The 13,732-nt window shown below is 73.7% G+C and carries 13 protein-coding genes; 7 read left to right on the plus strand and 6 right to left on the minus strand.

What is annotated here, in order from left to right:
• Positions 1–44: 44 nt before the first annotated feature.
• Genes AAW13_RS37775 through AAW13_RS37795 form a run of 5 tightly spaced genes read left to right on the plus strand, consistent with a single transcriptional unit; the run spans position 45 to position 4,951 of the window.
• Positions 45–1,559, plus strand: a complete 1,515-nt coding sequence (locus tag AAW13_RS37775) for an ABC transporter substrate-binding protein (protein WP_046728840.1) — start codon at positions 45–47, stop codon at positions 1,557–1,559.
• Positions 1,559–2,524, plus strand: coding sequence for an ABC transporter permease (locus AAW13_RS37780; RefSeq protein ID WP_046728839.1), 966 nt, complete (start codon positions 1,559–1,561; stop codon positions 2,522–2,524). Before AAW13_RS37775 ends, AAW13_RS37780 begins: the two co-directional genes overlap by 1 nt.
• Entirely contained in the window at positions 2,521–3,393 is an 873-nt protein-coding gene (locus tag AAW13_RS37785) for an ABC transporter permease (protein WP_046728838.1), read from the plus strand. Before AAW13_RS37780 ends, AAW13_RS37785 begins: the two co-directional genes overlap by 4 nt.
• Positions 3,390–4,190, plus strand: coding sequence for an ATP-binding cassette domain-containing protein (locus AAW13_RS37790; RefSeq protein ID WP_046728837.1), 801 nt, complete (start codon positions 3,390–3,392; stop codon positions 4,188–4,190). The genes AAW13_RS37785 and AAW13_RS37790 overlap by 4 nt, the downstream gene beginning before the upstream one ends.
• Complete coding sequence (locus AAW13_RS37795) at positions 4,187–4,951, plus strand: ABC transporter ATP-binding protein (RefSeq protein WP_046728836.1); 765 nt, start codon at positions 4,187–4,189, stop codon at positions 4,949–4,951. Before AAW13_RS37790 ends, AAW13_RS37795 begins: the two co-directional genes overlap by 4 nt.
• A 1-nt stretch (position 4,952) precedes the next feature.
• On the opposite strand, the gene AAW13_RS37800 is transcribed toward AAW13_RS37795, so the two are convergent.
• Positions 4,953–5,867 (minus strand): SDR family oxidoreductase, encoded by a 915-nt coding sequence (locus tag AAW13_RS37800; protein WP_046728835.1) that lies wholly within the window; start codon positions 5,865–5,867, stop codon positions 4,953–4,955.
• An 84-nt stretch (positions 5,868–5,951) separates the two neighbouring features.
• Between AAW13_RS37800 and AAW13_RS37805 the strand changes: the two genes are divergently transcribed.
• The gene (locus tag AAW13_RS37805; RefSeq protein WP_046728834.1) at positions 5,952–6,515 is read left to right on the plus strand and encodes a TetR/AcrR family transcriptional regulator; all 564 of its coding nucleotides are present in this window, start codon (positions 5,952–5,954) and stop codon (positions 6,513–6,515) included.
• 251 nt (positions 6,516–6,766) lie between these two features.
• On the opposite strand, the gene AAW13_RS37810 is transcribed toward AAW13_RS37805, so the two are convergent.
• The 4 genes from AAW13_RS37810 to AAW13_RS37825 all read right to left on the minus strand — a co-directional run bounded on the left by AAW13_RS37810 (position 6,767) and on the right by AAW13_RS37825 (position 10,867).
• Positions 6,767–8,488: an MFS transporter gene (locus AAW13_RS37810; RefSeq protein WP_046728833.1), complete on the minus strand. Its 1,722-nt coding sequence runs from the start codon at positions 8,486–8,488 to the stop codon at positions 6,767–6,769.
• A gap of 101 nt (positions 8,489–8,589) precedes the next feature.
• Complete coding sequence (locus AAW13_RS37815; RefSeq protein ID WP_046728945.1) at positions 8,590–8,994, minus strand: MarR family winged helix-turn-helix transcriptional regulator; 405 nt, start codon at positions 8,992–8,994, stop codon at positions 8,590–8,592.
• Positions 8,995–9,152: 158 nt separating this feature from the next.
• Positions 9,153–10,109 (minus strand): ornithine cyclodeaminase family protein, encoded by a 957-nt coding sequence (locus AAW13_RS37820; RefSeq protein WP_046728832.1) that lies wholly within the window; start codon positions 10,107–10,109, stop codon positions 9,153–9,155.
• Positions 10,106–10,867 carry an IclR family transcriptional regulator gene (locus AAW13_RS37825; RefSeq protein ID WP_046728831.1) on the minus strand — a complete coding sequence of 254 codons (762 nt, stop codon included), beginning with the start codon at positions 10,865–10,867 and terminating at the stop codon, positions 10,106–10,108. The genes AAW13_RS37820 and AAW13_RS37825 overlap by 4 nt, the downstream gene beginning before the upstream one ends.
• A 201-nt stretch (positions 10,868–11,068) precedes the next feature.
• Between AAW13_RS37825 and AAW13_RS37830 the strand changes: the two genes are divergently transcribed.
• Positions 11,069–12,388 (plus strand): amidohydrolase family protein, encoded by a 1,320-nt coding sequence (locus AAW13_RS37830; protein WP_046728830.1) that lies wholly within the window; start codon positions 11,069–11,071, stop codon positions 12,386–12,388.
• Positions 12,389–12,480: 92 nt separating this feature from the next.
• Here AAW13_RS37830 and AAW13_RS37835 read toward each other — a convergent pair whose 3' ends face one another.
• Positions 12,481–13,677 (minus strand): MFS transporter, encoded by a 1,197-nt coding sequence (locus AAW13_RS37835; RefSeq protein WP_046728829.1) that lies wholly within the window; start codon positions 13,675–13,677, stop codon positions 12,481–12,483.
• Between the last annotated feature and the right edge of the window lie 55 nt (positions 13,678–13,732).

A 13,732-nucleotide genomic window follows, 5' to 3' on the forward strand; every position in this document is an offset into this window, starting at 1 on the left:
CGCAGCCCCCTCCCCGTACCGCAGCACGAAAGCGCCCACACGCCATGAGACTGAACAAGCCCGCCCTGTACGCCGCCGCGACCACCGCCACCCTCGCGCTCGCCCTCACCGCCTGCGGCGGCTCCGCGACCGGCGGCTCCGGCGGCACCTGGGACAAGAACGCCACCGTCAACATCGGCTCCCTGTACGAGCCGCAGAACCTCGACAACACCGCGGGCGGCGGCCAGGGCGTCACCGAGGCCCTCAACGGCAACGTCTACGAAGGCCTCTTCCGCCTCACCGACGACGGCAAGGTCGACAAGCTCCTCGCGAAGGACTACACGACCAGCGCCGACGGCCGCACCTACACCTTCACCCTGCGCAGCGGTGTGAAGTTCCACAGCGGCAGGGAACTCACCAGCGCCGACGTCAAGTACAGCCTCCAGAAGGTGCTCGCCGACGACTCGCAGTCGGCCCGCAAGAGCAACCTGGAGGTCGTCAAGGACATCGCCACCCCCGACGCGCACACCGTCAAGGTCACCCTGTCGCAGCGCTCGATCTCCTTCGTCTACAACCTCTCCTACGTCTGGATCATCAACTCCCAGGCGAAGGACCTGAAGACGAGCGAGGACGGCACCGGCCCCTACACGCTCGGCAAGTGGACGCGCGGCTCGGCGCTCAGCCTGAACCGGTTCGCCGGCTACTGGGGCGACGCGGCCGCCAACAAGCAGGTCGTCTTCCACTACTTCAAGGACGCCACCGCCCTCAACAACGCCCTGCTGACCAACGCCGTCGACGTGGTCACCAGCGAGCAGTCGCCGGACGCCCTCGACCAGTTCAAGAGCAACCAGAGCTACAAGGTCAACGACGGCGACTCCACCACCAAGCTGCTGCTCGCCTTCAACGACAAGGCCAAGCCCTTCACCGACGTCAAGGTGCGCCAGGCCGTCTCCGCCGCCATCGACGACAAGAAGCTCCTGGAGTCCGTCTGGGGCGGCTACGGCAAGCTCATCGGCTCGATGGTGCCGCCCACCGACCCCTGGTACGAGGACCTCACCAAGGTCAACGCCTACGACGTCACCAAGGCCAAGAAGCTGCTCGCCGAGGCCGGTTACGCCAAGGGCTTCTCCTTCACCCTCGACACCCCCAACTACGACCCGCACCCCACGGCCGCGACCTTCATCAAGGCGCAGCTGGCCAAGGTCGGCATCACCGTCAGGATCAACACGATCACGCCCGACGAGTGGTACACCAAGATCTACAAGAACCACGACTTCACGGCGACGCTCCAGGAGCACGTCAACGACCGCGACCTGGTCTGGTACGGCAACCCCGACTTCTACTGGGGCTACGACAACAAGCAGGTCACCAAGTGGGTCACGGAGGCCGAGGAGGCCACCACGACCGCGCGGCAGACCGAACTGCTGAAGAAGGTCAACCGGCAGACCGCCGAGGACGCGGCCAGCGACTGGCTCTACCTCTACCCGCAGATCGTGGTCGCGAGCACCAAGCTCTCCGGCTACCCGCTCAACGGCCTGAACTCCCAGTTCTACGCCTACGACATCAAGAAGAAGGACTGATGGGGCGCTACCTCCTCAGACGCCTCGCCTTCCTGGCCGTGTCGCTGGTGCTGGCGAGCGTGGTGCTCTTCGTCCTGCTGCGCCTGCTGCCCGGCGACCCGGCCAACGCGCTCACCTCGGTGGGCGCGAGCCCGGAGCAGATCGCCGCGGCCCGCCACTCGATCGGCTCCGACCGGCCGCTGCCCGAGCAGTTCACCCACTGGCTCGGGCAGTTGGCCGGCGGCGACCTCGGTACCTCCTTCGTCAGCTCGCTGCCGGTGGGCCCCGAGGTGACCGCCCGCCTGAACGTCACCGTCCCGCTGACGCTGGCCGCGTTCGTACTGGCCGTCCTCGTCGCCGTCCCCGTCGGCTTCGTCGCCGCCCACAAGCGGCACACCTGGTACGGCGCCCTGCTCAGCGGGATCTCCCAACTGGGCATGGCGGTACCGGTGTTCTGGCTCGGCATGATCCTCATCGCGGTGTTCGCGCTGAACGCCGGCTGGCTGCCGTCCGGCGGCTTCCCGCAGGACGGCTGGGCCGCGCCCGCCGACGCCGTGCGGTCCCTCGTACTGCCGGTGGTCACCATCGCCCTGGTGATGAGCGCCTCCCTGATCCGGTACGTCCGCTCGGCCACCCTCGACGTCCTCGGCAGCGACCACCTGCGTACCGCCCGCGCCCTCGGCGCCTCCTTCCCGGCCGCCATGTGGCGGCACGGGCTGCGCAACGCCTCCGTCCCGGTGATCTCCGTCCTCGGCATCGAACTCGCCTCGACCCTGCTCGGCGCGGTCGTGGTGGAGTCCGTGTACGCGCTGCCCGGCCTCGGCTCGCTGCTCGCCACCGGCATCGCCCAGCACGACTACCCGGTGATCCAGGGCGTCCTGTTCGTCTCCACCCTCGCCGTCCTGCTGATCGGGTTCGCCGCCGACCTCGTCCAGCGGATCATCGACCCGCGACTGCGCGGCCGGCTGTCGGGAGGAGCCCGATGACCACGACCGACGTCCTGGACAAGGCCCCGGCCGCCGCACCCGTCCGCGGCGGCCGCCGCCGCTCGGCGACCCTGCTCGCCGGCTGCACCCTCACCGGCCTGATCGCGCTGCTCGCGCTCGTCTCGCTGGTCTGGCTGCCCTACGCCACCGACGACACCTCCGGCGGCCGGCTCGCCGGTCCCGGCGGCGGGCATCTCCTCGGCACCGACAAACTGGGCCGGGACCTGTTCACGCAGCTGATGACGGGCTCGCGGATCGCCCTCGCGGCCGGCCTCGGCTCGGTGCTGACCGCCGCGCTGATCGGCGTCACCCTCGGCGTGCTCGCCGCGTTCGCGCAGGGGTGGCTCGACGACACCCTCGCCGCGTTCCTCGACATCCTGATCGCCTTCCCGACGCTGCTGCTGGCGATGCTCGTGGTCGCCGCCCGTTCGGCGACCCTCGGCTCCGCCGTCCTCGCCATCGGCCTGGCCCAGAGCGCGGTCGTCGCCCGGCTGGTGCGGATCCTGGTCAAACGGGTCCTCGCGCAGGACTACATCACGGCCGCCCGCACCTCGGGCACCTCCTGGCCGCGCACCGTCGCCGGGCACGTACTGCCCAACATCTGGCCCACCCTCGTGGTCAACCTCGCCCTCCAGTTCGGCCTCGCCGTGCTGGCCGAGGCCGGGCTCTCCTACCTCGGCCTCGGCGCGCCGCCGCCCAACGCCTCCTGGGGCCGGATGCTCCAGGAGGCCCAGGCCACCTTCACCACCGCCCCGGCCGGCGCGCTCGCCCCCGGCGTCCTGCTGGTCCTGCTCGTCGTCGGCGTCAACCTGATCGCCGACGGACTGCGCGACACCCTCGACCCGGCGACCCGACAGAGGCGGTCATGACCCTCCTCGACGTACACGGCCTGACCGTGCGCACCGCCGACGGCCGTACCCTGGTCGACGACCTCACCTTCCGGCTCGACGCGGGCGAACGCCTCGGCCTGATCGGCGAGTCCGGCTCCGGCAAGTCCCTGACCACCCTCGCCCTGCTGGGCCTGCTGCCCGACGGGATGCGCGCCGAGGGCAGCGTGGAGCTGGCCGGCGCCCAGGTCGTCGGCGCAACGGAGAAGCGGCTCACGGCGGTCCGCGGCCGTCGGGCGGCCGTGGTCTTCCAGGAACCGCTGACCGCCCTCGACCCGCTGATGCGGGTGGGCCGCCAGATCGCCGAGCCGCTGGCCCGCCGCACCGGCCTCAAGGGGAGGCAGCTGCGGGCCGCCGTAGGGGAGGCCCTCGACCGGGTGCGGCTGCCCGAACCCGGGCGGATCGCCCGCGCGTTCCCGCACGAGGTCTCCGGCGGCCAGCGCCAGCGCGTCGCCCTCGCCATGGCCCTCGCCTGCGAACCCGACCTGCTCATCGCCGACGAGCCCACCACCGCCCTCGACGTCTCCGTGCAGGCCGAGGTGCTCGACCTGCTCGACACCCTGGTACGCGAGCGCGCGATGGCCGTGCTGTTCGTGAGCCACGACCTGGCCGTCGTCGCCAGGATCGCCGACCGCGCCCTCGTCCTCAAGGACGGCCGGGCCGTCGAGGAGGGCCCCGTCCTGGACGTGATCGGCGCACCCACGGCCGAGTACACCCGGACGCTGGTCACCGGTGCCCGCAAGCTGGAGGCCGCCCTGGACCTGAGGAGCGCCCGATGACCCCCGTACTCGAACTCGACGACGTGTCCGTGCGCTACCGGGGCGCCGCCTCCGACGTCGTCCAAGGGGTGTCCCTGGCCGTCGAACCGGGGCAGTCGCTGGCGCTGGTCGGCGAGTCCGGCGCCGGCAAGACCACCCTGCTGCGGCTCCTGCTGGGCCTGGCCCGGCCCAGCGACGGCGCGGTCCGCTTCGACGGCGCGCCTCTCGCCCCGCGCGACCGGGAGCAGCTGCGCCGGTTCCGGCGCGGCGTGCAGTGCGTCTTCCAGGATCCGTACTCCTCCCTGGACCCGCGCCGCCGGGTGGCCGCCATCGTCGCCGAACCGCTGCGCTCCCTCGGCCTGGACAGCCGTGCGACCGCCGCGCCGAAGGTGGCCGCCGCCCTGGAACGGGTCGGGCTGCCCGCCGACGCCGCCGCCCGCTACCCGCACGAGTTCTCCGGCGGCCAGCGCCAGCGCATCGCCATCGCCCGTGCCGTCGTGTGCGACCCGCGCGTCCTGCTCGCGGACGAACCCGTGAGCGCCCTCGACCTCACGACCCGGGTGAAGGTCGTCGACCTGCTGGCGGAGCTGAAGCAGGAGCGCGACCTCACGCTGGTCATGGTCAGCCACGACCTGTCGGTGGTCGCCTCGCTGTGCGAGCGCACCGCGGTGCTGGAGCGTGGCCGGCTGGTCGAACAGGGCGCCACCGAAAGGGTGCTGGGCGCGCCCGGGCACCCCTACACCCGGCGGCTGATCGACAGCGTGCCCCGGTTGCCCCGCTGAGTCAGGCGGCCGGGCCGAAGTAGTGGCCCTTGTCCAGGTCCGCCAGCAGGCCCGGGTGCGACGGCCGCCAGTCCAGCAGCTCCCGGGTGGCCGTGCTGGAGGCCGGGCTGTCCAGGCCGATGAAGCCGCCGAGCCAGGTGAAGTGCCCGGCCGCGTCGGCGGGCGGCACCGAGACCACCGGCACGCCCAGCTGCCGGCCGATCACCTCGGCGACGTCACGGATCGCGACGCCCTCCTCGCCCGCCCCGTGCAGCACCGAACCCGCGGGCGCCTTCTCCACGGCCAGCCGGAACAGCCGTCCGACGTCCAGCCGGTGGGCGGCGGGCCAGCGGTTGGCGCCGTCGCCGACGTATCCCGAGAGGCCCCGCTCCCGGGCGATGCCGACCAGCGCCGCCATGAAACCGTTGTCCCCCTCGCCGTGGCAGGTGGGAGCCAGGCGCACCACGGCGGAACGCACCCCGCGGCCGGCCAGCTCCAGCGCCGCCAGGGCGGTGGTCTGCCGTACCGAGGCCGGTGAGCCGTCGACGGCGGGCACGTCCCGCTCGGTGACCACCCGGCCGGGCGCGAGACCGAGCAGGCCGGAGGCGATCACGAGGGGCCGGCCGGAACCGGCCAGCACCTCGCCGAACGTGTCCACGGCACGGCGGTCCGCCTCGGCGGCCCCGCGGAAGTCGCCGCTGAAGGCGATGTCGTGCTTGAAGGCGAGGTGGACGACGCCGTCAGAGGCGGCGGCCGCCGTGCGCAGCACGTCCAGGTCGTCGACGGTGCCGCGGACGACCTCCGCGCCGGCGGCGGTGAGCGCGGCGGCGGAGGCGTCCGAGCGGGCCAGCCCGGTCACCTGGTGCCCGGCGTCGAGGAGTTCGGGCACGACGGCGGAGCCGAGCCAGCCGGACGCACCGGTCACGAAAACACGCATGGGAGATTCCTGACTGTTGATGACAGTGACTGACATCGAAGGTAGCACCTGATGTCAGTCACTGTCATCGCGTAGGATTCCGCCATGGGCAGATGGGAGCCGAACGCGCGGCAGCGACTGGCGGAAGCGGCGTTGCGGCTCTACGGCGAGCAGGGGTACGAGCAGACGACCGTGGCGCAGATCGCCCGGCAGGCGGGCCTCACCGAGCGCACCTTCTTCCGGCACTACGCCGACAAGCGCGAGGTGCTCTTCGCCGGCTCCCCGCTCCAGGAGCTGTTCGTGACCGCCGTGGCGGAGGCCGCGCCGGACGCGGCACTGCTCGACGTGGTCGGCGCCGGACTCGACGCGGCCTCGGGCATGTTCAGGGGCCGTCACGAGTACGCCCTGCGCCGGCAGGCCGTGGTGGAGGCCCACCAGGAACTCCGGGAGCGCGAGCTGATCAAGCTGGCCGCGCTGGCGACGGCCCTCGCCGGCGCCCTCCGGGACCGCGGGGTGCCGGAACCCACGGCGACCCTGACCGCGGAGACCGGGGTGGCCGTCTTCAAGGTCGGTTTCGAACGGTGGATCAGGGCGGCGGAGGAGACCGACATGGCTCCGCTCATGCGCGGCCTGCTGGCCGAACTGGGCAGGGTGGCCGCGGGAGCCTGACCGCCGCCCGGGCGGGCCGGCCCGCGTCCGTGCGCAGGCTGCGCGCGTCCGTGCGCAGGCTGCCCGCGTCCGTGCGCAGGCGCGGCCGGTCGGCGCCGCGCTCCGGGACGGCACGGGGCGATCCGCCCGGGCGAACCGGTCTTGCGGCGGTGGGTCTCTCTCGTCCGGGCGAATGCCTCTCTCGTATCCCTGTCTCGTATGCCTCTCTGTTACGACGGCCCGTGCGGGCGGACGCGGACCGGGCCGCCGGCTCAGATCCGGCTGTCGCGCAGGCGGACGAGTGCGGACTCGGTCAGCCTGAGGGGCGCGTCGGCCGGGTCGACCAGGACCACCGTGCAGGACGCGGCACGGGCGAGCGCCGTGGTGAGACTGCCGTCGGCGAACTGGGCGAGCGGTCCGCGCGGTGAGCGTCCGACGGCGACGGCCCGGGCGTGCACCTCGGTGGCGTGACGGGCCAGCACCCGTCCGGCGGCGGCATGGTCGCCGACACTGTCCAGGACCTGACCGGTGGCGGCGAACCCCTGTGCGGCGAGCCGGTCCAGATGGGCGGTGACGGCGGCCCTGGCCTCGGTGGCGCTCTCGGTGTCCGCCGCCTGCTCCTCCACGACGGCGGTCCGCTGGACGTGGACGACCTCGAGCGGACTGCCGGTGTCCCGGGCGAGCCGCGCGGCCGCGTCGACGATGGCGGCGGCCCGCCCGTGGTTTCCGACCGCCACCACGACCGGTCCCGCACCCGGCGCGACCCGCCGGCCGACGGGCGTGAGGGTCGGGGCGACCGGCTCGCCGCCGCTGAGGCGGGACTCCGCCTCCCGCAGCAGCCGGTGCCCGCCGGCCAGCACGGGTATCGCGAGCAGGAAGGTGCCCGCGCCCAGGTAGAACGGCACGCTGAGATCCGTGGCGTCGGCGAGCTTCCCGGCCACGTACGGGGCCAGGCCGCCGCCGATGAAACGCAGGAAGCCGTACGCGGAGGAGGCGACGGGGCGCTCCACCGGCGAGACCACCATCACCGCCTGCGTGGTGAGGGTGTTGTTGATGCCGATGAAGACACCGCTCACGATCACGGCGACGATCACCACCGTGGGCGTGTCGACCCCGGCGGCGATCACGGCCATCACCGCGCCGAGGCCGACGAGGTTGGCGTACAGCACGGGGGCGGTGCCGAAACGGGCCTGGAGGCGTGGTGCGAAGAACACGCTGAACGCGGCCACCAGCAGGCCCCACCCGGTGAAGACGAGACCCAGCTGATGGGCGTTCAGCTCCATCGGATAGGGCGCGTAGCCGAGCATGGTGAAGAAGCCCCAGTTGTACAGCAGGGCCATGATCCCCATGGTCAGCAGACCGCGGTGGCGCAGCGCCGAGATCGGCGCCAGCGGCGAGGTGGGGCGCTCCGGCCTGGGCAGCGCGGGCACGAACGCCAGGGTGGCGACGAGGGCGACGGCCATCAGGACGGCGACGCCGAAGAACGGGCCCCGCCAGCTGATGGCCCCCAACTCGCCGCCCAGCAGGGGGCCGACGGCTATGCCGAGGCCGAGGGCGGTCTCGTAGAGGATGATCGCGCCGGCGAAGCCGCCGCTCGCCGAGGCGACGATGACGGCCAGGGAGGTGGCGATGAACAGGGCGTTGCCCAGCCCCCACCCGGCCCGGAAACCGACGATGCCGTTGATCGAGCCCGAGGTGCCGGCGAGCGCCGCGAACACCACGATGACCGCGAGACCGGTGACGAGGGTGCGTTTGGCGCCGATCCGGCTGGAGACCCAGCCGACGACCAGCATGGCGACCGCCGTGACGATCAGGTAGCTGCTGAACAGCAGCGAGACCTGACTGGGGGAGGCGTGCAGGCTCGTGGCCAGCGCGGGCAGGATCGGGTCCACGAGGCCGATGCCCATGAAGGAGATCACGCAGGCGAACGCCACGGCCCACACGGCCTTCGGCTGGCTGAACGGGCTCGCGGGCCTCTGGTGCGGTGTACTCATCGACGGTCCTCTCTCCGGATGCGGACGGACGGGACGGATGGCATGGGTGGGACGGGCGGGGCTGCGCGGGGGAGTGGTCCCGGGAGGGGGGCGGTGGCGGCTCAGGCGCGGGCCCGGCGTTCCTCGATCGCGCGGGCGAGGGCGGGCAGGGCGATCCGTACGGCCTGCTGTTCGGGCTCGGTCAGTTCCTCGATCAGTTCCCGCAGCGCGGCGGCGCGTTCGGCGCGCCGCTGCCGGAAGACGTCGAGGCCGGTCGCGGTGATCTCCACGAGGACGCCGCGGCCGTCCGTGCTGTCGGCGGTGCGCGCCACCAGTCCCGCACGCTCCAGCCGGCCCACCAGCTGGGTCGTCCCCGGCTGCGAGACGCCCTCGGCGCGGGCCAGGTCGGTCAGCCGCAGCGGGCCCTCCCGGCCCAGCCGGGCCAGCGCCGAGGAGGCCGCGGTGCTCAGGCCGCCGGCGGTGGCGCTGTGCCGTACATGCCGTACCAACTGCTCGACAGCGATCATCAGTTGGTCCGGCGTCCCGGTGGCGGGCGCCTCGCCGCCCGGTCCGCCGTCGGCCTGCCGATCTTCGACGCGGTCATCCATAACGGCATTATGCATCTAGATGTACTATGAAACAAAGAGGGCGGGGACTTCCCGTGGCGGAGCGCCCGCGGTGACCGTCACAGGTCCACGCGGACTCCCAACCCCCGTGCCAGCGCCGCGTCGTAGGCCACCCGGACCGCCGCCACGTCCAGGGCCGCGTGCCCGGTGGACTTGAAGACGGTGAGTGCCCCGGTGTCACCGCCCCGTCCCGGCCGGTCCCCGGCGAGCACCGAGCCGAGGAGGGTGACGCGCCGTCCGGGGGCGAGGTCCTGGAGTTCGTGGGCGCCCGCCGGCGGCGGCTCGGTGGCCGCGCCGGTCCACTCGGCGAACAGGGCGGCGTCCCGGACCGTGCCGGGATCCAGTTCGGGTCCGTGCGAGCCGCCGACCGAGGAGACGTGGACACCGGGGGAGAGCCACTCCCGGCGCAGGACGGGCGCGGTGGCGCCGGTGCAGCAGAACACCACCTCGGCCGTGCGCACCCCCTCCTCGATGCCCGCCGCGACCCGTGCGCCGGGGAACAGCGCGGCCGCCTCGCCCGCCCGAGCCGGGTCACGGCCGGCGACGGTGACCAGTGCCGTCGGCCGGACGGCGGCGAGCAGCGTCAGCTGGGCCCGCGCCTGGGCCCCCGTCCCCACCACCGTCACCCGTCCCAGGTCCGGCCGGGCGGCCAGGGCCAGGGCGCCGTGGGTGGCGGACGCCGCCGTCCGGACCGCGGTCAGGGACTCGGCGTCCACCAGGGCGAGGGGCCGCCCGTCGTGCTCGTCGAACAGCACCACGAGCCCCCGGTGGAAGCTTCGTCCGGGATGCTCCGGATCGGCGGTCACGGTCACCAGCTTCGCGGCCGGCCCGAGCCCGGCGACGTAGCCGGGCATCGCGCCGAGCAGGCCCGTCGGGGTCAGGGCGGCGATCCGCGGCGGAACGGACGCCTCGCCCCGGGCGACGGCGACGAGCGCCCGGCCCACCGCGTCGAGCACGCCGGCCGGCTCCAGTGCGGCGGCCGTCCGCCCGCGGTCCAGCACCAGCAGGCCGCTCACTGGCGCGCCTCCGCCCCGTCGGCCGTCAGCGCCGCCGTCAGTTCGTCGGTGGCGGCGCGCAACTCCCGCTCCACGAAGGCCAGTTTCGGTCCGTCGAACTCGATGTCCGGTCCCACGACCGTCAGTGCGCACACCGGCGCCCCCGGCGCGGGCACCACGGCCCGGCTGACGGAGGCCACGAGCCTGTCGTTACGGCCGCGCTCCACGGCGACACCGGTCCGTGCCACCTCGGCCAGCTCCCGAGTGATGTCGGTGCCGTCCTCGGGCGCCGCGCCCAGCCACCGCACGCGCGCCTCCGGTTCGAGCGCGGCGACCAGGGCCAGTGGCCCGGCGAACCGTCGTACCGGCAGCAGCTCGCCCCGCAAGTGGCTGATCATGGCGAGCCGTTCGGGCCGCACCACGTCGACCACCCGGCCGCCGCCCTCCTCCAGCACCTGGAGGTTGGCCATCATCGCGGTCGCGGCGGACAGCCGCTCCAGCACCGGACGGGCCAGCGTGGTCAGTGAGTTGCCCGCGGCCGCCGCGGACATCCGCAGCACGGCGGCGCCCGGCAGATAGCGGTCACCGGCTCGCAGTACCCAGCCCCGCCGGACCAGGTCCAGCAGGATCCGGTACGCGGTGGCGCGGTGCAGGCCGACCTCCGCGGCCAGGTCGGTCAGGCGCACCGGGTGCGGCGCGCGCGAGACCGCCTCGACCAGGTCGAGGGCCTTGTCCACGGCAGACCGGGGCGGGCCCGCGGCGACGGGTGTGTCGGGCATGACGCGGCTCTTCCCTCTCGTCCCCGGCGCGGCCCGTGCCGCGAGCCGGCGCGTCCGGGCCGGCACGGACCCTTGCGGTGGTCCGCCGACCGCACGCTACAGTGACCTGCATTTTCATCGAACGATACAGATGTTACGCACGCTGTAACAACGCACGGTTTACAACGCACGCTTTCACAACACGGCGGACCGAAGGTGACCATGACCGACCTGCCCCCCGGCGCCCCCACCCCTTGGGCCGCTCCGCCCGCCGGGACCGTCACGGTCTACCGCGGCGCCACCCTCTTCGACGGCACCGGCCGCCCGCTCCGGCCGAACACCACGATCGTCACCGACGGGGCCCGCCTGCACACCGTCACCGGCGACGGCGACCCGCTGCCCCCGCACGCCGCCGGGGCGCCGCGGGTCGACCTCGACGGCCGGTTCGTCGTGCCCGGCCTCGTCGACACCCACCAGCACCTGGCCACCCCGCCCGACCGGCCGGCGGCCGAGGCGGTGCTCCGGCGCCTGGTGTACGGCGGGGTCACCGCCGTCCGCGACATGGCCGACGACCTGCGCCACGTCGGCGACCTCGCCCGGGCCACCCTGGTCGGCGAGATCCCGGGACCCGAGATCCGCTACGCCGCCCTCATGGCCGGGCCATCCTTCTTCGACGACCCCCGGACCCACGAGGTGTCACGCGGCGCGGTACCGGGCGCCGTCCCCTGGATGCAGGCCGTCACCCCCGACACCGACCTGCCGATCGCCGTCGCCCTGGCCCGCGGCACGCACGCCGCCGCGATCAAGGTCTACGCCGACCTGGACGCCGCGACCGTCGCCGCCGTCACCGCGGAGGCGCACCGCCAGGGCATCGCCGTCTGGGCGCACGCCACCGTCTTCCCGGCCGCGCCCGGCGAGGTCGTCGCGGCGGGCGTCGACAGCGTCTCCCATGTGACCCTGCTCGCCTTCGAGGGCCCCACCACCGAGCCGCTGACCGGATACAAGACCAAACCGCCCGTGGACCACGCCCGTTTCGCCGCGGGCGACGACCCGCACCTGGCCGCCCTGTTCGCCGAGATGCGCCGCCGCGGTACGGTCCTGGACGCCACCGCCTCCATGTGGACCAGCGACGAACTCCGCGGCGACAGCGCCGAGTCCGCCGAGCGGGCCGCCCGCAACGCCGAGCTGGCGGCCGCCGTCACCGGCCAGGCGTACCGGGCCGGGGTGGACGTGTGCACGGGCACCGACCACGAGACCGACCCCGGCGACCCCTTCCCCGCCCTGTACGGCGAACTCGCCTTCCTCGTGGACCGGTGCGGTGTCCCCGCCGCCGACGTGCTGCGCTCGGCCACCCTCGTCGGCGCCCGCGCCGCCGGTGCCGAGGCGGACATGGGCAGTGTCGAGGCCGGGAAGCTCGCCGACTTCGCGGTCCTGGACGAGAACCCCCTCCAGGACATCGGCAACCTGCGCAGCGTCACCCTCACCGTCAGACGCGGACGCCCATACGACCGCGCCGAGTTCGACGAGGACGCCCGGCGATGAGAGGGATCCGTCCGGTGACGGGCGCCGCGGCCGGTTCCGCGACCTGATCCGCCTTCCGGAGCGGCGAACCGGGTCCCGGTCACCCGCCGTTCTCAGGTGCCCGCCGGTTCCGGGTCGCGGGCCTCCCGTCGCGTACGGGCGGCCGGTGTGGCGAAGGCGGCCGCCAGCACCAGCACGAGCACCGGGATCAGCGCGTGCCGCAGCCCGAAGTGCTCACCGAGGTAGCCCAGGGAGGGCGGGCCCACCAGGAAGGCGACATAGCCGACGGTCGCGGCGAGCGCCACACGGGCGGCGGAGTCGGTGCCGGAGTCACCCGCCGCGGAGAGCGCGACGGGAAACCCGAGCGACGCCCCGAGACCCCACAGGACGGCGGCGGCCGCCGCGACCGCCTGGTTGTCGACGAAGATCACCAGGGCCAGGCCGGCGGCCCCGACGAGCGCGCTCCCGCACAGCGCCGCCGCCCTCCCGAACCGGTCGACGAACCGCCCGCCCACGAAGCGGCCCACGGTCATGGCGGCGGCGAACACCGCGTACACGGCCGAGCCCAGCGCGGCGTCGAAGCCGTGACCGTCCACCATGACCAGCGGAAGCCAGTCGTTCGCGGTGCCCTCGGCCAGGGCGAGCGCGAGGATGACACAGCCGATGAGCAGCAGGGCGGGGTCCTTCCACACCGCGGGCCGCGCCGCGCCCGGTTCCCGGCGGCCGCCTGCGGACTGCCGGCCCACCTCGGCCGGGACCCGGCGGATGACCACCGCGAGCGCCCCGAGCACCACCGCGGCGACGACGAGCAGATGGACGAGGACCGGGAAGCCGACCGCCGTCAGACACATCCCGGCGACCGCGCCCAGCACCGTGCCCAGGCTGAAGAAGCCGTGCATCGCGGGCAGCGTGGAGCGGCCGAGCAGCCGCTCCACCTCGGCGCCCTCGACGTTGAGGGCCACCTCGCCGCCGCCCATGCCGAGGCCGAACAGTCCGAGGCCCAGCGCGACGGTGGTCCCCGAACCGGCGGCGGCCCCGGCCCCGACCACCACGGCTCCGGCGGCCACGGCCGACGTACCGGCGAGGATCACCAGCCGGGCGCCCCAGCGGGCCACGACCGTGCCCGAGCACAGGATGCCGAGCATCGAGCCGACCGAGAGCCCGAACAGGATCAGGCCCATCTGCGCGGTCGAGGCGCCGAGCAGGTCGCGTACGTCCGGGGTGCGGGTGACCCAGGAGGAGATGGTCAGTCCTGGCGCGAAGAACAGGACGAAGACGGCGGTGCGGCGCCGGGCGGGATCAAGGGACATGGGCGGTGGCTCCAGTGGATCGTACTCAAGTCTGTACGACCGTACACACTCGTCT

Source organism: Streptomyces humi, from assembly GCF_001005085.2.
Taxonomy (GTDB): Bacteria; Actinomycetota; Actinomycetes; order Streptomycetales; family Streptomycetaceae; genus Streptomyces; species Streptomyces humi.